The organism is Bordetella tumulicola (assembly GCF_054779135.1).
Genome location: NZ_BAAGYU010000008.1, coordinates 84,675 through 107,954 on the forward strand (window position 1 = coordinate 84,675; position 23,280 = coordinate 107,954).

Annotated in this window: 24 protein-coding genes; 14 read left to right on the forward strand and 10 right to left on the reverse strand. The window is 58.7% G+C overall.

Features of this window, described 5'->3' with window-relative positions; translation table 11 throughout:
- Positions 1–217 precede the first annotated feature (217 nt).
- Positions 218–1,132 (forward strand): LysR family transcriptional regulator, encoded by a 915-nt coding sequence (locus ACYVDM_RS15635; protein ID WP_415792510.1) that lies wholly within the window; start codon positions 218–220, stop codon positions 1,130–1,132.
- Positions 1,133–1,430: 298 nt separating this feature from the next.
- On the opposite strand, the gene ACYVDM_RS15640 is transcribed toward ACYVDM_RS15635, so the two are convergent.
- From ACYVDM_RS15640 to ACYVDM_RS15655, 4 genes are all read right to left on the reverse strand, one after another.
- Positions 1,431–1,661, reverse strand: coding sequence for a hypothetical protein (locus ACYVDM_RS15640; RefSeq protein WP_415792414.1), 231 nt, complete (start codon positions 1,659–1,661; stop codon positions 1,431–1,433).
- Positions 1,662–1,781: 120 nt separating this feature from the next.
- The gene (locus ACYVDM_RS15645; RefSeq protein WP_415792413.1) at positions 1,782–2,150 is read right to left on the reverse strand and encodes a hypothetical protein; all 369 of its coding nucleotides are present in this window, start codon (positions 2,148–2,150) and stop codon (positions 1,782–1,784) included.
- 241 nt (positions 2,151–2,391) lie between these two features.
- On the reverse strand, positions 2,392–2,802 hold the full coding sequence (locus tag ACYVDM_RS15650; RefSeq protein WP_415792412.1) for a hypothetical protein: 411 nt from the start codon (positions 2,800–2,802) through the stop codon (positions 2,392–2,394).
- A gap of 14 nt (positions 2,803–2,816) precedes the next feature.
- Positions 2,817–3,548 (reverse strand): response regulator transcription factor, encoded by a 732-nt coding sequence (locus tag ACYVDM_RS15655; protein ID WP_415792411.1) that lies wholly within the window; start codon positions 3,546–3,548, stop codon positions 2,817–2,819.
- 385 nt (positions 3,549–3,933) lie between these two features.
- Between ACYVDM_RS15655 and thrS the strand changes: the two genes are divergently transcribed.
- The 12 genes from thrS (at position 3,934) to ehuA (ending at position 14,947) form a co-directional block, all read left to right on the forward strand.
- Positions 3,934–5,886 (forward strand): threonine--tRNA ligase, encoded by a 1,953-nt coding sequence (gene thrS / locus ACYVDM_RS15660; protein WP_415792410.1) that lies wholly within the window; start codon positions 3,934–3,936, stop codon positions 5,884–5,886.
- A 21-nt stretch (positions 5,887–5,907) separates the two neighbouring features.
- Complete coding sequence (gene infC, locus ACYVDM_RS15665; protein ID WP_415792509.1) at positions 5,908–6,453, forward strand: translation initiation factor IF-3; 546 nt, start codon at positions 5,908–5,910, stop codon at positions 6,451–6,453.
- Between the two features lie 150 nt (positions 6,454–6,603).
- Positions 6,604–7,560 carry a glutathione synthase gene (gene gshB, locus ACYVDM_RS15670; RefSeq protein ID WP_415792409.1) on the forward strand — a complete coding sequence of 319 codons (957 nt, stop codon included), beginning with the start codon at positions 6,604–6,606 and terminating at the stop codon, positions 7,558–7,560.
- A gap of 10 nt (positions 7,561–7,570) precedes the next feature.
- Positions 7,571–7,969 carry a PTS sugar transporter subunit IIA gene (locus ACYVDM_RS15675; RefSeq protein WP_415792408.1) on the forward strand — a complete coding sequence of 133 codons (399 nt, stop codon included), beginning with the start codon at positions 7,571–7,573 and terminating at the stop codon, positions 7,967–7,969.
- A gap of 14 nt (positions 7,970–7,983) precedes the next feature.
- Positions 7,984–8,253, forward strand: a complete 270-nt coding sequence (locus ACYVDM_RS15680; protein WP_415792407.1) for an HPr family phosphocarrier protein — start codon at positions 7,984–7,986, stop codon at positions 8,251–8,253.
- Positions 8,189–10,024, forward strand: coding sequence for a phosphoenolpyruvate--protein phosphotransferase (gene ptsP, locus ACYVDM_RS15685; protein WP_415792406.1), 1,836 nt, complete (start codon positions 8,189–8,191; stop codon positions 10,022–10,024). Before ACYVDM_RS15680 ends, ptsP begins: the two co-directional genes overlap by 65 nt.
- 149 nt (positions 10,025–10,173) lie before the next feature.
- Positions 10,174–10,359: a hypothetical protein gene (locus ACYVDM_RS15690; protein WP_415792405.1), complete on the forward strand. Its 186-nt coding sequence runs from the start codon at positions 10,174–10,176 to the stop codon at positions 10,357–10,359.
- Between the two features lie 163 nt (positions 10,360–10,522).
- Positions 10,523–11,683: an ABC transporter substrate-binding protein gene (locus ACYVDM_RS15695; RefSeq protein WP_415792404.1), complete on the forward strand. Its 1,161-nt coding sequence runs from the start codon at positions 10,523–10,525 to the stop codon at positions 11,681–11,683.
- A gap of 230 nt (positions 11,684–11,913) precedes the next feature.
- The gene (ehuB, locus tag ACYVDM_RS15700; RefSeq protein ID WP_415792403.1) at positions 11,914–12,855 is read left to right on the forward strand and encodes an ectoine/hydroxyectoine ABC transporter substrate-binding protein EhuB; all 942 of its coding nucleotides are present in this window, start codon (positions 11,914–11,916) and stop codon (positions 12,853–12,855) included.
- A 15-nt stretch (positions 12,856–12,870) separates the two neighbouring features.
- The gene (ehuC, locus tag ACYVDM_RS15705; RefSeq protein WP_415792402.1) at positions 12,871–13,512 is read left to right on the forward strand and encodes an ectoine/hydroxyectoine ABC transporter permease subunit EhuC; all 642 of its coding nucleotides are present in this window, start codon (positions 12,871–12,873) and stop codon (positions 13,510–13,512) included.
- Positions 13,509–14,180: an ectoine/hydroxyectoine ABC transporter permease subunit EhuD gene (gene ehuD / locus ACYVDM_RS15710; protein WP_415792401.1), complete on the forward strand. Its 672-nt coding sequence runs from the start codon at positions 13,509–13,511 to the stop codon at positions 14,178–14,180. Before ehuC ends, ehuD begins: the two co-directional genes overlap by 4 nt.
- Entirely contained in the window at positions 14,177–14,947 is a 771-nt protein-coding gene (ehuA, locus tag ACYVDM_RS15715; RefSeq protein ID WP_415792400.1) for an ectoine/hydroxyectoine ABC transporter ATP-binding protein EhuA, read from the forward strand. The genes ehuD and ehuA overlap by 4 nt, the downstream gene beginning before the upstream one ends.
- A gap of 68 nt (positions 14,948–15,015) precedes the next feature.
- On the opposite strand, the gene ACYVDM_RS15720 is transcribed toward ehuA, so the two are convergent.
- Together ACYVDM_RS15720 and ACYVDM_RS15725 are read right to left on the reverse strand one after the other, a co-directional pair.
- Entirely contained in the window at positions 15,016–15,693 is a 678-nt protein-coding gene (locus ACYVDM_RS15720; protein WP_415792399.1) for a dUTP diphosphatase, read from the reverse strand.
- Between the two features lie 63 nt (positions 15,694–15,756).
- A complete protein-coding gene (locus ACYVDM_RS15725; protein ID WP_415792398.1) occupies positions 15,757–16,290 on the reverse strand; it encodes a hypothetical protein in 534 nt (177 codons plus the stop codon).
- 129 nt (positions 16,291–16,419) lie between these two features.
- Here ACYVDM_RS15725 and ACYVDM_RS15730 point away from each other — a divergent pair, with 129 nt between their 5' ends.
- Complete coding sequence (locus ACYVDM_RS15730; protein WP_415792397.1) at positions 16,420–17,478, forward strand: metal-dependent hydrolase; 1,059 nt, start codon at positions 16,420–16,422, stop codon at positions 17,476–17,478.
- 89 nt (positions 17,479–17,567) lie between these two features.
- Here ACYVDM_RS15730 and coaBC read toward each other — a convergent pair whose 3' ends face one another.
- From coaBC to ACYVDM_RS15750, 4 genes are all read right to left on the reverse strand, one after another.
- Positions 17,568–18,767 (reverse strand): bifunctional phosphopantothenoylcysteine decarboxylase/phosphopantothenate--cysteine ligase CoaBC, encoded by a 1,200-nt coding sequence (gene coaBC, locus ACYVDM_RS15735; RefSeq protein ID WP_415792396.1) that lies wholly within the window; start codon positions 18,765–18,767, stop codon positions 17,568–17,570.
- Between the two features lie 117 nt (positions 18,768–18,884).
- The gene (gene lspA, locus ACYVDM_RS15740) at positions 18,885–19,454 is read right to left on the reverse strand and encodes a signal peptidase II (RefSeq protein WP_415792395.1); all 570 of its coding nucleotides are present in this window, start codon (positions 19,452–19,454) and stop codon (positions 18,885–18,887) included.
- A gap of 5 nt (positions 19,455–19,459) precedes the next feature.
- Entirely contained in the window at positions 19,460–22,315 is a 2,856-nt protein-coding gene (gene ileS, locus ACYVDM_RS15745; protein WP_415792508.1) for an isoleucine--tRNA ligase, read from the reverse strand.
- On the reverse strand, positions 22,305–23,270 hold the full coding sequence (locus ACYVDM_RS15750) for a bifunctional riboflavin kinase/FAD synthetase (protein ID WP_415792394.1): 966 nt from the start codon (positions 23,268–23,270) through the stop codon (positions 22,305–22,307). The genes ileS and ACYVDM_RS15750 overlap by 11 nt, the downstream gene beginning before the upstream one ends.
- Positions 23,271–23,280 lie beyond the last annotated feature (10 nt).

The window sequence follows — 23,280 nt, forward strand, 5'->3', positions numbered from 1 at the left end:
ATCCACAAGTCCAATATTATTTGTGGTAGAAATGATATTTTTTATATATCGTTAGCTATTCATCAGGGCTATCATTCGCCAAGATTTTGCTGTGAATAGCAGGTGTACACCTACATAAGATGTATCAAACCCATAAAAATGATAGTCGTGAGATACGACCGACACGATGACTGAACGAATCCGATCGACCCGCCCGGGCCAGGCTTCGCCCGATCCCATGCTGGACTTGCGGCGAGTACGTCAATTCGTGGTGCTGGCCGAAACGTTGAACTTCCGGCGGGCTGCCGAGCGTTTGCACATGACGCAGCCACCGCTGACGGTTGCCATCCAGAAACTGGAGGCAGAGCTCGGCACTCGCCTGTTCGAGCGAGGTGGGTCCGGCGGTGTTTCGTTGACGTCCAGCGGACAGGCGGCGTTGGCGGAGGCGCGGCGCTTGCTGTTTCACAATGTGCAGTTGCTGGCGGCGGCGCGTGCTGCCTCGACGGGCACAGGGGGCGCCTTGCGGGTAGGCTTTGTCGGCTCCACCACGAACGGTGTGTTGCAGCGCGTCGTGCGGTTGTTCCGAGCGGAATATCCCGGCGTCGAACTGGTACTCAAAGAAGGCACCTCCGTACGTATCGCCGAGCGGGTCGATAGCGCCGATCTGGATGTCGGGTTGGTGCGTACTCCGCTGTTGACCCCATCGCGTGCACATCTGGAGCCGCTGTTGACCGAAGGCTTTGTGGTGGCGCTGCCGCAGGGCAGTTTGTTGGCGCAAAAGCCAGATATCACCATGCAAGCCCTGGCGACCGAATCATTTGTGTTCTATTCGCGTGACGACGCTGCCGGGCTGCACGCCATGACAATGCTCGCGTGCCAACGCGCGGGGTTCTTGCCGCGCATTACCCAAGAGGCGACGCAGGTACAGACTGTGCTGTCGTTGGTGGAAAGCGGCCTGGGTGTGGCGCTGGTACCCGCGGTTATGCAATACAACCCGAGTTCGCGTGTCGCCTACCGCGTCATCACTAACCTGTCGCCTGCGGCCGAGATCGGTCTGGGCCTGTTGATGCCCGAGCCATCCAGTCCGGCGGCGCAAAGGTTTCGCGATGTAGCATTGGATTGTTTTGGCGGAAATCAATCACTCGCCAAATAAAAAAAACACCTCATGTGGGCCGTATTCCAAAATAAAAAAAGCCCCCTTGGGGGGCAGCAAAGCCACGTAGTGGCTGCCGCGTGGGGGCCTTTTTTATTGCCGGGCCGCCCCAAAATAAAAAAAAGCCCCCTTGGGGGGCAGCAAAGCCACGTAGTGGCTGCCGCGTGGGGGCCTTTTTTATTGCCGGGCCGCCCCAAAATAAAAAAAGCCCCCTTGGGGGGCAGCAAAGCCACGTAGTGGCTGCCGCGTGGGGGCCTCTTTACTTTATTCGACTACCAATCCGGAAATTGTGCGCGTGCTACTTGCTGTATAGCTCGGAGAGTAATGAGCCGGCATGGCCGTAGCGGGTTCGGCTCATTTCCTGCATATATTCTCGCAATTGATGCTCTGCCGAAGCGGGCGCATTGGAAGTATCAGGGGCAGACGGGGCAAGTAGACGTTCGGCTGCTTGCAGAGTACGCTGCGCGCGTGCTTCAGCGGCAGAGGTGACGTTGTCCGACCATTCAGAATTGACGTTGCCAACATCCATCGGTGCTCCTTTACTACTAGAGTTGCTGGTCAATTAAGGGTGCCTATGATACCAAATTACTTCAATCTGTAATATTGAAAATGCGAACACTTATCAATTGTTTGCTATCACAGGCGACTATCAGGCGACTGCGCGCAGATGCTTGCGAGTTACCGAAGGCGTTGCAGGCGCGCGACGGATCAAAAATGCCGGAATGCTATCCAGTTCGGCCCGACCCGCGTAGCTATCGCTCAGGCTATCGCACACCAATTGCGTGACAAAGCCCATACGTCGCGAGGCCGCGCTGATCTTTTTCGCCAGGTCGAGCGCTTGTCGCTCGGCCATGTCTCGAGAAATCCCCGCGCTTTGGCAGTAATGAGATTTGCAGAGTGTCGAGACGCCGGATTGGCGTTCGTGAGTATCTACATATCCTCTGAAAAGGCCATTATCGATTTCGAGCACACGTGGGCGAAGAATCTGAATACGGTCAGTATCATTGATCAGTTTCATCAGACTTGCTTTTTGAAATAGCGACGGACTGAGTCTAATGAAAGAAAATTATGACGTGAGCATCGATTTGAAAACAGATAATGCACAAACGGGTTGAATGCCACAGAACGTATCAAAACAGCGGAATTTTAGAAATAATTGACGATTGTTTAGGTTTCGAAGAAACACTGTGATGTCGTCATATTTCATTTTTGTAGGGTATTTACGACGTTTTGAGGCACTGCGTTTACGATGCTTCGGCTTACTTTTTAATTTCCCGCTTATTAATGAGCATCATTAGCGTAGTTTCTAATTCGAGAAGAACAGATTCTACAGGGTTAAATGCGGCATATATCTCGCGATTAATATTCGAGTCATTTTCGACCCGAATACAGGTATGTCCGGAGCCTACCGTGTCATTAATATTTCCCGCTTGTTGCAGTATGCGGGTTAACGAGTCAAATCGTTGTAGTGTGCTCCTGCCTGTACCCAGAAAACTCACCGCGCCCTTGGCCCGGTGTAGTTGCTGAAGGGCATCGGTGATATTCCGGGTATCAATCGCGTGACGCAATGCGGCCCGGTCGGCGCGGATGTGCACCAGAGCCTGGGTGAGCAGCCGGTGGCGGCTGGCGTCGTCCGGGTATAGCGCGAGCAAGGCGTCGATGTGCAGCATGAGTTAGGCGATGATCAGGGGCCGGCCGGTTGATCGAACTTTTCTTTTAAATACAGGGCCAGGGCGAGATCGTCGGCGAGTCCGAGTTTGCCCATGGCGCGTCGCTTGTGCGTGCTGACGGTTTTTTTGCTGCGCAACAGCCGGGCCCCGACTTGTGTGACGGACAGGCCCTGGGCGATTTGGCGTAGCACTTCGATCTCGGAGGAGGTCAAGCGCGTATCGGGGTGGCTGGGCGGCGTGAATTTCAGGCCACCGTCCTGATAGGTGATAAATCCGTTGGTATCGGGGGCGAGAGTAGCGCGAATGACGTCGACCAGCGTGGGCAAGGCGGCGGACTTCGGCAGGTAACCGTGGGCACCTGCCCGGAACGCGGCGTATTCGGTCTCTGCCTGGGTGCCGGCGGAAAAGGTAATGATGCCCATGTCAGGGTGTCGACGGCGCAGGCGTCGAATGCAATCGACGCCGTCCCAGGCCTGTTTGGGCAGGTAAAAATCGACGAGCGCGACATCGCACGGCCGGGCTTCCAGGTGATGAAGCAAGGACTCGGAGGAAGTCTCGGTATGGACGATGTCGAAATCGGGATGCGAGCGCAAGTAGGCGGCTATGCCCAGCGTGATGACGGGATGATCATCCAGGATTGCAATGCGTACTCGGTGGTTGTCGCCGGAAAGCAGCAGGTAGTGTCGCCCTGCCGAGTGCGGCGGGGCGGCGGGAGCGGCAGGACTCGAGGTCGAAATTGCAGACATAGTTCATGTGTGTGACCGATGTCGGCGAAAGGTTCCAGGCGGCCTTGCGGCAAGTGTGGCGCAGCCCGGTACGATGTCCCGGCGTAGGTTGAAGCAAATAGGATTTATCTGAACCGACGCGCGTTCTGTTGTATCCCTATGAGAGTGATATACTTATGGATTAAGGCACGCGCCGAAATCTCGTCCCTTGTTTTGCGTGCCCGCCTCAGGTGGCCGCACATGCTTTTTGACCCGACACGAACTACGACCGGAAACTTTCCTCCCATGCTGCGTTAGTTTTACCAAGCGTCGGGTTCCATGTCAGGTAGACGACAGGCCCCAAACTAGCAATCAGACGAAACGCGGCGAATAGCCGCGTTTGTTGTTTTTCCCCCAGGAAATTTCGATGGTACAGATCACATTGCCCGATGGTTCACAGCGCCAGTTCCCGGCTCCCGTTACGGTGGCCGAGGTCGCGCAATCCATCGGCGCCGGGCTGGCCAAGGCCGCGCTGGGTGGTCGTATAACGCTGCCAGGCAGTGAGGCAAGGCTGGTCGATACCAGTTTTCGCATTGATCAGGACGCTCAGTTGGCCATCGTCACGTCAAAAGACGCTGACGGCCTGGAGCTAATTCGTCATTCCACCGCGCACCTGCTGGCGTATGCCGTCAAATCGCTGTTTCCGGATGCGCAGGTCACGATTGGTCCTGTCATCGATAACGGCTTTTACTACGACTTTTCGTACAAGCGGCCTTTCACGCCCGAGGATCTGATCGCCATCGAGAAGAAAATGGCCGAGTTGGTCCGCAGGGACGAAGTCGTAACGCGCGAAGAATGGACGCGTGACGACGCCGTGGCTTTTTTCAAAAGCATCGGCGAGGCCTACAAGGCCGAGATCATTGCGTCGATTCCGTCCAACGAAACCCTCAGCCTCTATCGCGAGGGCGACTTTATCGATCTGTGTCGCGGGCCGCACGTGCCCTCGACGGGCAAGCTCAAGGTCTTCAAGCTGATGAAGGTGGCGGGCGCGTATTGGCGCGGCGACAGCAATAACGAGATGCTTCAGCGCATCTACGGTACTGCCTGGGCCACCAAAGACGAGCAAGACGCCTATTTGCATATGCTCGAAGAAGCCGAGCGTCGCGATCACCGCAAGATCGGCCGCGATCTGGATTTGTTCCATTTCCAGGACGAGGCGCCAGGCCTGATTTTCTGGCACCCCAAGGGTTGGGCGCTGTGGCAACAAGTCGAGCAATACATGCGTGCCGTGTATCGCGACAATGGCTATCAGGAAGTCAAGGCGCCACAGATCCTGGACATTTCGCTCTGGAAGAAGACCGGTCACTGGGATAACTATCGTGAAAATATGTTCACGACTGAATCCGAAAACCGGGTCTACGGTCTCAAGCCGATGAATTGTCCGGGTCATGTGCAGATTTTCAACGCCGGCTTGCATTCGTATCGCGAGCTGCCGCTGCGCTACGGCGAGTTTGGTCAGTGCCACCGCAATGAGCCTTCCGGTTCGCTGCACGGCATGATGCGGGTGCGGGGTTTTACGCAAGACGACGGCCACATTTTCTGTACTGAAGATCAATTGCAGGATGAGTGCGCCGATTTCACGGCCTTGTTGCAAAGGGTCTACCGTGATTTTGGGTTCACCGAGGTCCTCTACAAGGTCGCGACGCGTCCCGAAAAACGTATCGGCACGGACGAAGTCTGGGACAAGGCCGAAACCGCCTTGATGGAAAGCCTGCGCCGTACGGGATGTGAGTTCGAAGTCTCGCCGGGCGAGGGGGCCTTTTATGGCCCCAAGATCGAGTACACACTGAAAGACGCGATCGGTCGCCATTGGCAGTGCGGCACCATCCAGGTCGATTTCTCCATGCCGGTTCGCCTGGGCGCGGAATACGTCGATGCCCAGGATCAACGCCGTCCGCCGGTCATGTTGCACCGGGCGATCCTGGGGTCGCTGGAGCGTTTTATCGGCATGCTGATCGAAAACCATGCGGGCGCCATGCCGCCCTGGCTGGCTCCGGTGCAGGCCGTCGTGTGTTGTATTTCTGAGCCTTCGGCTGATTATGCCGCGCAAATTTCGCAAAACCTTAAAAAACAAGGCTTTAGGGTTGAGTCTGATTTGCGTGGTGAAAAAATCACCCGTAAAATTCGCGAGCACAGCCTGCAAAAAGTGCCGTACATCCTTGTCGTGGGCGACAAGGAAAAACAAAATGGCACTGTTGCGGTGCGCGGTCTAGGGGGATTGGACCTTGGCGTGATTTCGCTCGAGGCATTTTCCAACCGCTTGGCCCAAGACGTCGAGGCTCGTCGAGACGTCGTTAAAACCGAAAGCAGTGCTGCTTAAAATCTTTTAGGAGTTGTCAACATCGCCACTGAAAAAGCCAATCGCATCAACGGTGAGATCCGTGTTCCCGAGGTGCGCCTGATAGGTCTGGACGGAGAACAGCTGGGCATCGTCAAGCTTGCCGACGCGTTCAACCTTTCCGAACAAGCCAACGTGGATTTGGTCGAAATCGCGCCCAACGCGGATCCTCCAGTCTGCCGTTTGATGGACTACGGCAAGTTCAAGTACCAGGAACAAAAGCGACAAGCCGAAGCCCGCTCCAAGCAAAAGGTCATCCAGGTCAAGGAAGTCAAATTCCGTCCGGCGACCGACGAGGGCGACTATCAGGTCAAACTGCGCAATCTGCGCCGTTTCCTCGAAGAGGGCGACAAGGCCAAAGTCACGCTGCGGTTCCGCGGCCGTGAAATGGCTCACCAAGAGCTGGGTATGCGCGTACTGGAACGTGTGCGCGACGATCTGACCGAATTGGCACAGGTCGAAGCCATGCCCAAGCTCGAAGGACGCCAGATGGTCATGGTGCTTGCCCCGCGCAAGAAGGTCGTTCCTGGCAAGGACGCCGCAGGTTGACTGTGGTGATTTGAACATGACTGGTCACGTGCTGAGTGGCCGGTCATGTCGCCCATAAACAATCATCATGCCGTCCGGCGTGGGCGGGTCATTTGCGCTACGATGGCGGTTTGGCACGCGACGTGATTCGCGTGCGACCGGGATATCACGATGCATGTCTTATTCGTTATTGACCCCCTGCCGCGCCTGAAGGCCTACAAGGACTCTTCGGTTGCCATGATGCGTGCGCTGGTTGCACGCGGTCATACGCTAAGCGTGGCTCTGCAGGGTGATTTATTTATTGATGCTGGCGTGGTGCTGGCGCGCAGTACCGCGATCGAGCTTGTCGACGGCGCCGATTTGCATGGACACGACTGGTGGCGCGATACCAGCGATGCCCAAGACATCCCGTTGCCTCGCTTTGATGCCGTCATCATGCGCAAGGACCCTCCGTTCGATATGGAGTACGTCTATTCGACGCATATGCTCGAGTACGCGCAGGCCCAAGGGGCCAAGGTATTCAACGATGCGGCGGCGATCCGTAACCACCCGGAAAAGCTGGCCATCACCGAATTCGCGGATCTGGCAGCCCCCACGCTGGTGACGCGTGATATGGCGCGCATCAAGGCCTTTCACGACAAGCATCAAGACGTCATCGTCAAGCCGCTCGATGGCATGGGCGGTACAGGCATCTTTCGATTGCGGGCCGCCGAGCCTAATTTGAATGCCATCCTCGAGACACTCACCGACAATGGCGAGCGCACCATCATGGCGCAGCGCTATATTCCCGAGATTGTCCAGGGCGATAAACGTATTTTGCTGATTGGTGGCGAGGCCGTGCCGTATGTGCTGGCCCGCATTCCGCTGGCAGGCGAAACGCGGGGCAATCTAGCGGCGGGCGGCCGTGGCGTGGCGCAGCCTCTCTCGGCACGTGACAGCGAGATCGCGGCCCAAGTCGCCCCCAAGCTGGCGGCACGCGGACTGCTCTTGGTGGGGCTGGACGTGATCGGTGACTATGTGACCGAGGTGAATGTCACCAGTCCGACCTGTTTTGTCGAAATCGCAGAGCAGACCGGTTTTGACGTGGCCGATATGTTTGCGGCCGCGCTCGAACGTGCGGTGGCATAGAGGCCAGACCATGACCGGTATTGTCATCGTGGTGCACGCGCCGTTGGGCGATGCCATGCGCGAGTTTGCGGCTCATGTGTTGGGCGAGGCGGGCCGCCAGATGGCTGTGCACGACATTCAGCCCGATGACATGCCCGACGAGCGAGTCCCTGATGTGTTGCGCGATATTCGCGAGGCGGACGAGGGGCAGGGGGTGTTGGTGCTGACCGATCTGATCGGTGCCACGCCTGCAAATATCGCCAAACGTGCCGTGTCCGAGGCGCAGTCATTGGGTACACAATGCTGTGTCGTAGCGGGCCTGAATACGTCGATGCTGTTGCGTGCCTTGACTTCACGTGATCAGGGCTTGGCCGATACTCGCGCCAAGGCCCTGGCGGGCGGCGTGCAAGGTTGTTTGCAGGTGGACTGAACTGACCAATTTCTATGCCTATTTCTGAGATCACCATTTCCAATAAGCTGGGCTTGCATGCTCGCGCCGCGGCAAAGCTCACACAATTGGCGAGTAAATTCGGCAGCGAGATTTTCATCTCGCGTGACGCAAAACGCGTCAATGCCAAGAGCATTATGGGCGTTATGATGTTGGCGGCAGGCCAGGGCGTGACGGTGCGCCTGGATGCTTCGGGCGACGATGCCGATCAGGCTCTCGCTGAAATTCAGAACTTGTTCGATAGCAAATTCGGTGAGCACGAATAACTCCAGTCTGGAATGCCCCCCGGCTGCGACGTCTGACGCAGCCAATGATGCGGTCGTCGCGTTACAGGGCAAGGGCGTCGCACGCGGATACGCGATCGGGCGCGCCGTGGTCATGGGGGCTGCCTCTCTCGAGGTGGCTCACTATCGTATTTCGCCGCAGGATGTCGATGCGGAGAGCGACCGCCTGACTCAGGCGTTGATCTCGGCCCAGACCGATTTGCAGCAAATGGCGGATTGCCTGCCGGCGGATGCGCCGCGCGAATTGGGCGCCATGCTGAATGTGCATTGTCTGCTGCTGGCCGATCCTTTGCTGGCCGAACAGACGCGCGCCCTGATCAAGGACCGCCATTACAACGCAGAGTGGGCCTTGGCCGCACAGGGGCAGATCCTCGGCGAACAATTTGACGCCATGGAGGACGAGTACCTGCGTGAGCGCGGATCGGACGTACGGCAAGTCATCGAGCGCGTGCTGCGGGTATTGTCAGGCAGCACGGCGATGTTGGCCGATGTCAGCGCCCTGGAGGGCAATGACCCGCTGATCGTGGTTGCGCATGACATTTCCCCAGCGGATATGGTGCGGTTGCGTGGGGGACGGTTTTCAGCCTTTGTCACCGACTTGGGTGGACCGACTTCGCATACGGCCATCGTGGCGCGCAGTATGGGTGTGCCCGCCGTGGTGGCCCTGGGTCAGGTACGCGAGTTGGTGCGTGACGGCGATACCGTGGTGGTCGATGGTGCGACCGGGGTTGTGTTGGTCAATCCGTCGCCGGGCATGCTGCAGGAATACCGTGACCGTCAGGTGACCTACGCCGCCGAGCGCGCCGAGTTGGCATTGTTGCGAGACGAGCCGGCCGTGACGCTCGATGGCATCGATATCATCCTGAATGCCAATATCGAACTGCCCGACGAGGCCGCCGGTGCCCTGGCGGCCGGAGCACAGGGTATTGGCCTGTTCCGCAGCGAGTTTTTATTTATGGGGCGCCGCAGGCTCCCCGACGAAGAAGAGCAATACCAGGCTTACGCCTCGGTGGTGCGGACCATGGCGGGACGTCCCGTCACGATCCGCACGCTGGATATCGGTGCCGACAAGACGCTCGATGATGAGGCCACGGTCGCAATGAATCCGGCCCTGGGTCTGCGCGCGATTCGCTATTGCCTGGCGCATCCCGACATGTTTGCTACGCAACTGCGCGCGATTTTGCGTGCATCTGCGCACGGCCATGTGCGTTTGCTGCTACCCATGGTGGCGCATATGCACGAGGTCAAGGCGGCATTTGCCGCGATTGATTCCGCACGTCGCGAGCTGGATGCCCGCGGGCAAGCGTACGCGCCTCGCATCGAGATCGGCGCCATGGTCGAGGTCCCGGCGATCGCGATCGCAATTGAGCCCTTTGCGGAGGCGCTGGATTTTCTGTCTATCGGCACGAACGATTTGATCCAGTACACCCTGGCGGTCGACCGGGGCGATCATGATGTCGCGTCGCTATACGACCCTATGCACCCTGCGGTGCTACGCCTGATCGCCAATACGATCAACGTGGGTGCGCGCATGGGCACGCCTGTGGCGGTATGTGGCGAAATGGCCGGCGATGCCCGCCTGACGCGCTTGCTGTTGGGCCTGGGGTTGACGGAGTTCTCCATGCACGCCCAGCAGGTACTGGACGTCAAACGCGAGATTCTCCGGGCCCATAGCAATGATCTGCGCATCAAGGTCGCGACGGCGCTTAATCGCGCTCTCAGGGTGGATCTGGACCTGCTGGATCAAGGCTAGCCGATCAATTATCGCGTTGCAAAAAAGCAAATGGCGGCCTTTTTTTGCGATGCAGCAATTGTTGATCGCACAATTGTATTGTGCTGCAACATTGCCGGGGGTAAGATCATTCTGCGTGGTTCCCTTTCATTCTTCTCAAGGAGTAGGTCATGGAAGTTTCCACCCGCAGGGCTGCAGGGCCGGGCAAACCGGCAAGCGAAACGGCAAGCCGCTGGCGTACTTTCAAAAATGGCGTGATGCATTTCCTGGAATCATTCGGAGAATTGCGGCATGACATGGACGAGGCCCGCCACACCCATTTCAACGTTTCCGCCTTTCACGACAAGCGCCGCTAGTCGTTCCGCAGCAAGCCAGCCAAAATGCCAGCGCACGCGCTGGCATTTTTGTTGTCCGCCGGTAATGACGCGACTCAGGCAAAATACGCTTTTGTCATGATATTTTGTGCAAACGCCGACACGCGTTTACCAGGATTTTCTTTCATACCTAGCGGATTTCCTTATGCCCAAATCTCTATTCCGTCTGGCCGTACTCGCCGCCACTATCGCGCCGTTGCTGTCTTGGTCAGCTCGTGCCGAAGTCGTGATCGGGGTGGATATCTCCTCGACTGGACCTGCTGCTGCGATTGGTATTCAAACCAATAATGCCATCCGGTTATGGCCGGCGACGCTAGGGGGCGAGCCCGCGCGCTATATCGTGCTCGATGATGGTACTGACGTGAGCCGCGCCGTCAAAAACTTCCGCAAGCTGACATCAGAAGACAAGGTGGATGCTATTGTCGGCCCGAATATCACCGCGTCGGCGCTAGCGGGCCTGGATGTATTGGCCGAAACGGGCACTCCCATGGTCGCTCTGGCCGCATCGGCCGTGATTGTCGAGCCTGCTGATGATCCGAAGCGCCGTTGGGCCTTCAAAATGCCCCAAAACGACTCGCTGATGGCCTCTGCGTTGGTGCAGGATATGCGCAGCAAGGGTATCAAGAATGTCGCGTTTATCGGGTTTGCCGACTCGTACGGCGATAGCTGGCTGGCCGAGTTCTCCAAAGCGGCGAACGGCGATCCCAAGATAGTGGCGCAAGAGCGCTTTCAGCGCACGGATGCGTCAGTCATGGGACAAGCGCTCAAGGCCATCGCCGCCAAGCCCGATGCGGTCTTGATCGCAGGCTCGGGCACGCCGGCGGCTTTACCCCAGAAAACGCTGCTTGAGCGTGGTTACAAAGGTCTCATTTATCAAACCCATGGCATCGGTACCCTCGAGTTTCTGCAGGTCGGTGGCAAGGACGTCAACGGCACACTGTTTCCCACGGGGCCGGGGGTGGTGGCCCGCGAGCTACCGGACAGCAATCCCGTTAAATCGGTTGCGGTGGCGTTTGCAGACAAGTACGAAGCCCAATACGGTCCGAACAGCCTGACGCAGTTTGCGGGCGATGCCTATGGGGCGTGGATGTTGCTGGACTCCGCCGTGGGCCGTGCCCTCAAAACCGGCGCCAAGCCCGGCACGCCGGCGTTCCGGACGGCGCTGCGGGACGCCCTCGAAAGCACCACCAATCTAATTGTGCCCAATGGTGTACTAAATATTACGAAATCCGATCACCAGGGGTTTGATGAGCGTGCACGGGTCATGGGCGTGATTCGCGACGGGCGTTTTTCCTACGCACAGTAATCCACGGTTTTCATAGGGGCTGGCTCGTTTTTAGCGCGGCAGTCCGGCCCTTTTTAAGCCAGGACGCGGAGCGATTTTTTCGCTACCGCGTTTTTTTTGTCTTTGTGCTCAGATGGCGTTGAGCCCGTGGCTATTCTTTTGCCACTATATGTTTTGTGGTGAAATGATCAACTAACGTACTATTTCTTGTGAAGTAGTTCAGTCCATAATCATTTGATAGGGAGTCTCGCATGGCACGCGTTCTAAACATGACAAAGTGGGCCGTTTTGGCACTGAGTCTTGGGTTGATGGCGGCATGCTCAGATTCAGAGTCCGACAGTTCCGCCACCAAACCTTCGGCAGCGAACAACCCGCCCGCGGAGCAAAGCACGCTAGAGGCCGCAAAAGCCGCCGGGAAAATTCGTATCGGCTACGCCAATGAGGCGCCTTACGCGTATCTGGATACCAGTACCAACCAGATTACCGGTGAAGCGGTGGAAATCGCGCGGGTCGTACTCAAGCGTATGGGTATCAACGAAGTCGAAGGTGTGTTGACCGAGTTTGGTTCGCTGATCCCGGGTTTGCAAGCCAAGCGCTTCGACATCATTGCCGCGGGTATGTATGTCACTCCCGAACGCTGCCAGCAGGCGGCTTTCTCGAATCCGACTTATGGCGTCGGTGAGTCGTTCCTGGTTCAACAGGGCAATCCCAAGCAACTGCATAGCTACGAAGACGTCGCTAAAAATGACGACATCAAATTGGGTGTCGTGGTGGGCGCCATCGAAAGCGAGTACGCCCGCAAGATGGATATCCCGCTTGATCGCGTTGTCGTCTTTCCGGATGTCGTGAGTGCGTTGTCCGGCGTGCAGGCGGGCCGTGCCGATGCGTATGCCGCCACGGCGATGACGGTGAATGATCTGATGAAAAAGTCGGCTACCGCGGATCTCGAAAAGGCTGAGCCTTTTACCGATCCTGTGATTGATGGCAAGAGCGTGCGCGGCTACGGGGCGTTTGCTTTTCGAAAGGACGATCAGGAATTTGTAGACGCCTTCAATGCCGAGTTGGCCAAGTTCATCGGCACCGAAGAGCATGCCAAGGTCGTTCAACCTTTCGGTTTTACCGAGAGTGAATTGCCAGGGGACGTGACGGCGGCCAAGCTGTGCGGCGCGGACGCGCAGGCCGGTAGCCAATAAGGCGTGGCCAACTCAATGGAAGCGTTTGCGGCGCTACTTCCCCCACTGCTTGACGGATTGTGGATGACGTTGCGTATTACGGCGGGGGCGGCGTTGCTGGCCGTTCCGTTAGCATTGGCCGCCGGATTAGCGCGTTTATCATCACATCGCGCCGTCAGCGGTCTGGCGTTGGTCTATGTCGAGGTGTTCCGGGGAACCTCTGCGCTTGTGCAGCTGTTCTGGTTCTATTACGTCCTGCCACTGTTCGGCCTGAGATTGCCGGCGATCACCGTGGGGATTGTGGTGCTGGCGGCAAATGCTGGAGCCTACGGCGCCGAGGTCGTGCGCGGCGCCATCCTGGCGGTGGCGCAGGGCCAGCGAGAGGCGGCCGTGGCGCTGAATATGACGTCCGCCCAATCCTTGCGGCGGATTGTGCTGCCACAGGCGTTCCCTGCGATGCTCCCGCCGGCGGGCAATCTGCTGATCGAACTATTAAAAAATACGGCGTTGGTGTCGTTGATTACGATTACCGATCTGACGTTTCGTGGTCAGATGCTGCGTGCCGAGACGCTGCGCACGACTGAGATATTCCTGATGCTGCTGCTGCTTTACTTTGCCGTGGCGCTGTTGATCACGGCGGGTATCCGCTTGTTAGAGCGGAGGTTCCGAGTCCGATGAGTCCGATTTTTGATTGGGCATTTGCCTGGGAAATTCTGCCCACATTGGGATCGGCGCTGATCATCACGGTACAGGCAACGATATTGGGCATGTCGCTGGCCATCGTGCTAGGGTTGGTCCTGGCTATGCTGCGGCGCATGCCGTCGCGCTGGATCTCGGCGCCGGTGTCCCTGGTGATTGAGTTCGTACGCAGCACGCCTTTGCTGGTGCAGATGTATTTTTTATTTTATGTGCTGCCACAAAGCGGGATGCGGCTTTCCCCGCTTACCACCGGTATCCTGGCGTTGGGTGTGCACTATGCCGCGTATTGTGCAGAGGTGTATCGCGCTGGCATCGAAGCCGTCCCGCGTGGGCAAGTCGAGGCGGCGACGGCGCTGAATCTTTCGGCCTGGCGCACAGCGGTCGGCGTCGTGTTGCCGCAGGCGATCCCGCCCGTCGTGCCTGCGTTGGGCAACTATCTGGTCGCCATGTTCAAAGACACGCCATTGTTGTCGGCCATCACGGTGGTTGAGTTGCTGCAACAAAGCAAGATCATCGGGTCCGCGACGTTTCGCTACACCGAGCCATTGACGTTGGTCGGCGTGTTGTTTTTGCTGCTGAGCCTGTTCGCTGCGTGGGGCGTTCGCCGCCTGGAAGCCTGGCTGAAAAAATTCGGAGGATCACGATGAGTGCGAGCATTCGCCTGAATCAACTGTGTAAGCGCTATGGCGAGCTGGAGGTGTTGCGCGGCATCGATCTGGAGATCCCCGCGGGGCAGACTGTGTCGATCATCGGCCCGTCGGGGTCGGGAAAATCGACGCTATTGCGCCTGTTGATGACACTGGATCGGCCCACCAGCGGCGAGATCCTGATCGATGATGAGTCCATGTGGGTCGACGCGCAAGGCCGTGTCCAAGGTCCGAATTCCGCGCACGTGCGACGCGTACGCGGCAAGATCGGCATGGTGTTTCAGCACTTCAATCTATTCCCGCACAAGACCGCGCTGGGCAACGTCATGGAGGCACCGATCCATGTCTCGGGTTTGTCGCGTGACGAGGCCACTCAGCGGGCTCGCGAATATCTGGATCTGGTCGGATTAGGCGACAAGTTCGACGCCTATCCGGCGCAACTCTCGGGCGGACAAAAGCAACGTGTGGGGATCGCTCGCGCGTTGGCGATGCATCCGGAAATCATGTTGTTCGACGAGGTCACGTCTGCTCTCGATCCGGAGCTGGTCGGCGGGATTTTGCAGATATTGCGCGACCTCGCGGCCAAGCGCACGATGACGATGATTATCGTCACCCATCAGATGGGTTTTGCGGAACAAAGCTCGGATCGAACCTTGTTTTTCGATCAGGGCAACATTGTCGAGGATGCGGAATCCGCTGTGTTGTTCTCCAAACCCAAGGAAGAACGCACACAGCAGTTTCTGCAGTCCGTGATCGAAGCGGTATGAGGGTGGTCTGACGCGGATCTGAGGACGTCTGAGGGGAGCGGACGTATGACCGTTATCTCCCCCGACCTCTAGGTAGTGATCTGCGCGTAGGCCTGTTGCAGACCGGTATGCAGCGCCTGAGCAAAATCCGCGCGGTTGGGATCGAGTTCGGACATCAATCGCGCAAGTACGACGTTGTCTTCTTCGCCGTGCCAGATCTTGACGTAGGTGCCGGTCTTATAGCCGTTCTCCTGGCGAAACAGATTCAGTACGTTTTTGGATACGTATTGCGTAAAGGTGTCCTGCCAGCTTAGCTCGCAGCGCGTCATCGTTTGCGCTAGCGTTTTATAGCTGGCGCGGCCACACACGGCCAGGCCACCGATCAATTCCAGCAATTGCGGTACATCTAGTTCGGCCAGTCGATACTTTTGGCCATCCAGCGCAATGGTATCGGACGATGTCAGATCGGCCATCAGCAGGCGTGTGGCTTCGGCGGCGGAACCTGCGGCCGAAACGAGCGTGTGCGACAAATAAAAATGCAGAATGTCGATCAGCTCCATCTGCACCTGGGGCAAGTCGATCGTTTGTTTCTTCCACCATTTCCAGCCGTGGTGCTCCAGCGCTTCGGCGGACTCGACAAAGGCCGCTCGCAGGAAACGCGCACCACCATTGACCCAGTCAGGGTTGATGATGCTGTTGAGGCGGTCTTGCAGGGTCAGCATCGTTGCTGCCTGAGCAGCGGTCAATCCGGCTGGGGTGTTGCTCACGTTCGCTCCGTCAAATCAATAGGCAAGGGTGCCATGGGTCCGAAATGTTAGCACCAAGTGGTATTAACGCCGGGGCTTCTTGCCGATGGGCGGGACCGCCAAGGGAGAAAACTTGGCCAGGGGTTTGTCTTGCTTTTTTCCCACGGCACGGCTGCCCTTGAACAACATGTACGCACACACAAACAAAAAGACAACGGGAATCAGGCTGTCCGTATCAAGGGCGTTGTTATTAGTCGCGGTGAGCAGCTTGCTGATCGCACTCCAGAGGGCAATGGCACCGGCGATTTTCAGGCCAAATGACAAGGTACGATTAGCGCTGCGCGAGGCCAGCGTGGCGGTTTCGGGATCCTGGTCGTCTGTCGTCGTCTCTTGCCGTGACGGTTTGCGAGATGAGGGCGGGGGGGCTGCGTCCGGGATCGGCATATACGAATACACCGACTCCGGCGAGTCGACGATCTCTGCCGTTTTTTGTTTGTTCAGCAGACCTCCGAAGCCTTTGCGCGGCGACACTTCGCCAGGCGTGTGGCCAGCCGGACTATTCAGCCTCTGGATATAGCGTACGAAATCGCCGTCTTTAGGTTCGCCATCAGTGGTCATGAAACACATCCTGTAAAAAAACCGACGGAAGGATCCGTGCGGTATCTTAACGCCTGTCGCTTGTGGCATGCTCCAGGCGAGGCGGCGCCGGGGCGCCACGATGATTCTTAGCGTAACCGTTCTGACAAGATGGATTCAATTACACAAGCCGTGCTGGGCGCGGGTATTCAAGGGGCACTGCTGGGGCGTAGCCAGGGTCGCAAGGCCTTGCTGTACGGCGGCCTGCTGGCCACCTTGCCGGATATGGACGTCCTGGTGCGCTATGCCGATCCGGTCTCCCAGATGACGTTTCATCGGGGATTTTCCCATTCAGTGTTCGTCTTGTCGGCGCTGGCCATCATATTGACGTGGTTGATACGCAAAAAGTGGCCAGAAGCCCCCTACAGTGGCAGGCGATTGTTTCTCACGCTCTGGCTAGTACTGGTGACGCATCCCGTGCTGGATGCGTTCACGGTGTATGGCACCCAGCTATTTTGGCCGTTGGCGCGTATCCCCGAGAGTTGGTCGGCGGTATTCATTATCGACCCGTTCTACACCGTGCCCCTGGCGCTGGCGGTGCTGGCCACTATGGTGGTGGGATGCACGCCGCGCGCCAGGGTGGCGCTGACGGCCGCGCTCGTATTCAGTACGGCGTATCTTGGAGTATCGCTGGTGGGCCGTTGGCATGCTGAAGACCGGGTAGAGCAGGAGCTACGTCAGCAGGGCGTACAGCCGACGGCGTTGTTGGCGACGCCCATGCCGTTCAATACCTTGCTGTGGCGGGTGTTGGCCAAAGATGACGCGGGAAACTACTACGAGGCTGTCAGCGGATGGCTCGACAATGGTCCCCCAGAAATGCTGCGCCTACCCCTGAATTTGCCGGTAGCAGAGGCATTAAATGGTGTGCCGTTGCACGATCGTCTACGCTGGTTCACCAATGATTGGCTGCGTTATGACGCGCTCGATAATAAATTGGTGGTGACGGATTTGCGTATGGGTGTCGCGGGGTACTACACCTTTCGTTTCGTCATGGCCGAGCGTGGCAACGATGCAATCTGGCACGCCGTGACACCGTATCGCTGGCCCAGTGAACGAGGGAGCTGGGGGCAAATGCAGATGATGCTGGCGCGGATTTTTGATAGCGGAGTACCGTTACCGTTGGCCGATTGGGCCGCGTACGCGACACAGCCCGTGCTGGCAGGAGAGTAACGTGGGATATGACGCGAGGCGCTGACCACATAGCGGTACCCGGCGGCCAGTGCGCCGGGCGGCTGCGTACGGTAGGAGGTCGCAGGAGGTTAGGCGGCCGGCAGGCGCACGGCGATTTCCGAGATCAGTCGGCGTGCCGCATCCAGCTTTGATCCTGCTGCCAAAGGGTGTGATCCCTTGGCATCAAAAAGCACCAGCTCCGTCGTGTCGGCATCCATGACCTTGTGGGCCAGATTTCCCACCAGCAGGGGAATGCCTTTACGAACGCGTTTGGCTTCGGCGTGTTCCGCCAGCTTTTCGGTTTCCGCGGCAAAGCCGACGCACCAGGGACCCTGTGGCAATTTGGCGACTTCGGCCAGAATATCGGGGTTGGGTTCGAATTCCATAAGCGGGGCGCCGGCGCCTTCGCTGGTCTTTTTTAGCTTTTGACTGCTGACATTTTTTACCCGCCAATCGGCCACGGCCGCCACGGCGATGAAAATATCCGCGTCATGCACATTGGCCATTACCGCATCATGCATTTGGCGCGCCGTTGTCACGGACAGTGCGGTAACGCCACGAGGCAAGGGCAGGGCGGTAGCTCCCGTGATCAGCGTCACGCGTGCGCCCGCCTCGCGCGCCGCGCGTGCCAGCGAATAGCCCGTCTTGCCGGACGACCGATTGGTCAACACCCGTACCGGATCCACGGGTTCCGAGGTCGGGCCCGCCGTCAACAGCACATGGCGGCCCGCCAGGACCTTGGGCTGAAAAAAAGCGATCAGATCGGTCAGTAATTCATGGGCCTCGAGCATGCGGCCGTCACCGGTTTCGCCGCAGGCCTGCTCGCCTGATGCCGGACCCAGCACAGTGATGCCATCGGCACGCAATTGGGCGACATTGCGCTGGGTGGCCGGGTTCGCCCACATCTCACGGTTCATCGCGGGCGCCACCAATAGCGGACAGGCGCGCGCCAGGCACAGCGTGGATAGCAGGTCGTCAGCAGATCCGTGGACCAGCTTGGCCATGAAATCGGCGCTGGCAGGGGCGATCAGCACCGCATCCGCGCCGCGCGTCAGTTCGATGTGGGCCATGTTGTTGCCGATACGCGCATCCCAGGCGTCAACAAACACGGGACGACCCGACAGCGCCTGCATGGTGACCGGCGTAATAAAGTGCGTCGCGGCTTCGGTCATGACGACATCCACCACGGCGCCCTGTTCGGTCAGGCGTCGTACCAATTCGGCGATTTTGTAGCAGGCGATACCGCCAGTCAGGCCGAGGACAATGCGTTTACGGGCGAGATCGAGCATGGGTGTGAATCTAGATTGCGAATTTCGCCATTATGCTGCAAAAAGGCTCGGGCTCGCCCGAAGGACTGCCGGAGGGCCAGACACACCAAGGAACAGTTGCTGACGATCGCCGGATGTCTAGCGACGTGATTTGCGCGCGCGCAGCACCTCATCGAGCACGAGCAGCACGGCGCCGCAGGTAATGCAGATGTCGGCGACGTTAAAGGCCGGGTAATACCAGTCTTTCCAGTAGAACAGCAGGAAATCGATAACGTGGCCATAGGCCACGCGATCGATCACATTACCCAGTGCGCCACTTAGTATCAACGTGAGAGCCAGACTAAAGCGCGGTTGTGCCGTATGGCGACGTAGCATCCATACAATGACGATGGCAGCGACAATGCCCAGCACGGTGAAGAACCAGCGCTGCCACCCGCCTTCGGACGCCAGAAAACTGAATGCCGCGCCACGGTTGTACATCAGGGTGAAGTCAAAGATCGGCAACACGTTGACACGCTGCCCGTACGTGTATGCCGAGTCAAAGTACAGTTTGGTGACTTGGTCCAGTACGATCAGGAGCAGGGCGAGGGTCAGCCAATGCCCCAGTCGGGGCGCGGGCTTGGGGTGGTGTTCCGATGGTTGACCCGGCTGATGGCCGGCATCATTGGTCGGACTCGCAGTCGGATGTCTAGGTACGTCACGCGACATGATTTTCAGGCCTTGTCGCGCGATTCGCCTGAACCGAACAGATTGGAGACGCAGCGGCCGCAAATCTCGGGATGATCGGCATCGCTGCCGACATCCAGGCGCCAGTGCCAGCAACGGTCGCATTTCTTGTGCGCCGACGGGGTGATGTCGATGCGCAATTCGCCTTGGCCTGAGTGGACGGTGGCGCGTGAGACGATCAGCACAAAGCGCAGATCGTCACCCAGGCTTTGCAGCAGGGCGAGATCGTCACCGTTGGCGTGCAGATCGACTTCGGCCTGCAGCGACGAGCCGATGCTGCCCGTGGTGCGGACTTCTTCGAGCTTGCGCTGAACGTCTGCACGGATCGCGCGCAGGCGCGCCCACTTGGCTGGCAGTGTTTCGGCGTAGGGAGGCAGGGTGTGGAACACCTCGGTGAAAATGGTCGTCCGCGCAACATCTGCCTGATGTTTTAAGGCGGAGTCGGCCAGGATCTTCCAGGCTTCTTCGGCCGTGAACGACAGAATCGGCGCCATCAGCTTGAGCAGCGTCTGCGTGATCTCCAGCAGGGCCGTCTGGGCCGAACGCCGGGCCACGCCGTCGGCGGCCGTCGTGTAAAGGCGATCTTTGAGGATATCCAGATAGAACGCGCCCAGGTCCTCTGAGCAGAACGTCTGCAGGCGCGAGACTGCCGGGTGAAAATCGTAGCGCTCGTATAGCGCCATGACTTCGGTTTGCATTTGAGCCGTCATGGCCAGTGCGTAACGATCGATCTCGAGCAACTGGTCGTACGGGACGGCCTGGCCGACAGCATCGAAGTCGGCTAGATTGGCCAACAAGAAGCGCAGCGTATTGCGAATACGGCGGTAGCCTTCGACGACGCGCTTGAGGATTTCGTCGGAAATCGACAGCTCGCCAGAGTAGTCGGTCGAGGCGACCCACAGGCGCAAGATCTCGGCGCCGAGCGAGTCGGACACCTTTTGCGGCGCGATCACATTGCCTACGGATTTGCTCATCTTGCGGCCCTGACCATCGACCACGAAACCGTGCGTCAGCAGGGCCTTGTATGGCGGTTGGCCAAAGAGCATGCAGCCGGTCAGCAGCGACGAGTGGAACCAGCCGCGGTGCTGGTCGGAGCCTTCCAGGTAGAGGTCGGCCGGCCACGCCAGTTCGGCGCCGTGCGAGCCGCCCAGGACCTGGTCCTTACCACCCAGTACCGTGGCATGGGTGGTGCCAGAGTCGAACCAGACATCAAGCGTGTCGCGGTTTTTCTCGTATTGATCCGCCTCGTCGGCCAGCAGCTCGCGCGGATCCAGCGATTGCCAGGCTTCGATGCCATGTTGCTCGACGCGCTGCGCGACTTGCTCCAGCAGATCGACCGTACGCGGATGCAGGGCGCCGGTTTCTTTGTGCACAAAAAATGCCATGGGAACGCCCCACTGACGCTGACGCGACAATGTCCAGTCCGGTCGGTTGGCGATCATGGCGTGCAGTCGGGCGCGACCCCAGGACGGATAGAACGCTGTTGCGTCGATACCGGCCAGGGCGCTTTCGCGCAGGGTGGGGCCGCCCTCGGCAGGCTTGACGTCCATGCCGGCAAACCATTGGCTGGTCGCGCGATAGATGACGGGTGTCTTGTGGCGCCAGCAGTGCATGTAGCTGTGCGACAGCTTTTGTACATGCATGAGCGAGCCCGCGGCCTTGAGGGCATCGATGATGCGCGAATTGGCATCCCAGATGGACAGACCGCCAAACAGCGGCAGGCTCTCAGCGTATTTGCCATCACCCATCACGGGATTCAGAATCTGGTCGTCGGCCAGGTTGTGTGCCTTGCACGACACAAAGTCTTCGATACCGTAGGCGGGGGCGGAGTGCACGACACCCGTACCGGTATCGGTGGTGACATAGTCGCCCAGGTAGACCGGCGCAGTGCGGGCATAGCCGGCATCGGCCGATGCCAACGGATGGTGGAAACGCATGCCCTCGAGCGCGGTACCCGACGCGGTGGCGATGATTTCGCCTTCGAGGTTCCAGGCCTTGAGGCAGGTCTCGACACGCTCGGTGGCCAGCAGCAGCAACGGGCCATGCGCCGGCGCGGGTGAAACACGCACCAGGGCGTATTCCAGTTCGGGGTGCATGTTGACGGCCTGGTTGGCGGGGATGGTCCAGGGCGTCGTGGTCCAGATCACGACGGCGCCATCGTCGATGGCCTCCAGGCCAAAGGCTTTTGCCAGGCCGGGCTTGTCGGCAAACGGAAAGGCCACATCAACAGCGGGATCGACGCGATCGGCGTATTCGACTTCGGCTTCGGCCAGGGCCGAACCACAGTCAAAGCACCAGTTCACCGGCTTGAGGCCACGGAATACGTAGCCCTTTTGCAAAATGCCGCCCAACGCCCGGATCTCGGTGGCTTCGTTGGCAAAGTTCATCGTCAGGTAGGGACGGTCCCATTCGCCCAGCACACCCAGACGCTTGAAATCCTGGCGCTGGCGGTCGATCTGTTCCAGGGCGTAAGCACGTGCCTTGGACTGGACTTCGGTCACGGGCAAGTGCTTGCCGAATTTCTTTTCGATCTGGATTTCGATCGGCATGCCATGACAGTCCCAGCCCGGCACATAGTGCGCGTCGTAGCCCGCCATATTGCGGCTCTTGACGATGATGTCCTTCAGGATCTTGTTGACGGCATGACCGATATGGATATCGCCGTTGGCGTAGGGAGGGCCATCGTGCAGCACAAAGCGCGGCCGGCCACGACTGGCTGCGCGTATGGCTTGATACACGTGGTTTTCTTCCCACTGGGTAACCCAGGCAGGTTCGCGTTTGGCAAGATCACCTCGCATCGGAAAGGAGGTGTCGGGCAGATTGAGGGTTTTTTTATAGTCCATGAACGGCAAAATAGGCACGCGCGTTTTGCGCGTCGTCGGCGATGGCGGCTGTCAGGGCAGGGAGATTGGGAAATTTTTCTTCGTCCCGCAATTTATGCAGGAACTCAACTCGTATGAGTTTACCGTATGCGTCAGCCGGCCCATCGAGCAGGTGTGACTCTAAGAGCACACGTCCGTGATCTTCGACGGTGGGACGTACGCCCAGGCTGGCGACAGCCGGTCGGGGATGCTCTCCGAGACCATGCACACGCACCACATAAATACCCGAGCGTGCGGCGCAGCGTGGCGCGACACGCAGGTTCAGTGTCGGAAATCCCAAGGTACGGCCGAGTTTCTGGCCGTGAACCACGTGTCCGCTGATCTGAAAGGGGCGTCCCAAGAGATATTGGGCGCGATCCAGGTCGCCGACAGCCAGGGCAGTCCGGACTTCTGAACTGGAGACCCGATGTCCGTGGCGGTCAGTAATGTCGGCCAGCGTTTGCACCTCGAATCCATGTACCATGCCGGCCTCGCGCAGCAGATCGAGGTCACCGCTGCGTTTGCGGCCGAAACGGAAGTCTTCGCCCACGAGCAGCCAGCGTGTTTGCAGGCGGTCGACCAACAGATCTTCGATAAAGGCATTGGCCGACATATCGGCCAGGCGCGCATCAAAGCGCTCGATGACAATTTGGGTCATGCCCTGGCCGGCCAGCGCTTCGAGTTTGTCTCGCAGACCCGAAATGCGGGTCGGGGCAAGCTCTGGCCGCTGGTTCAGCGTCGCGAAGTACTCGCGAGGGTGGGGTTCGAAGGTCAGCACCGAAGGCTGCAGCCCCCGTTCGTGTGCCGCCTGCCGCACGCGCGCCAAGATGGCCTGATGGCCGCGATGAACACCATCAAAATTGCCGATGGTCAGCGCGCAGGGGGATCGCCGCGCGAGTGGCGGCGCCGATCGATAGAGGTGCAGCAAGGTTTTCACGACCGAGAGT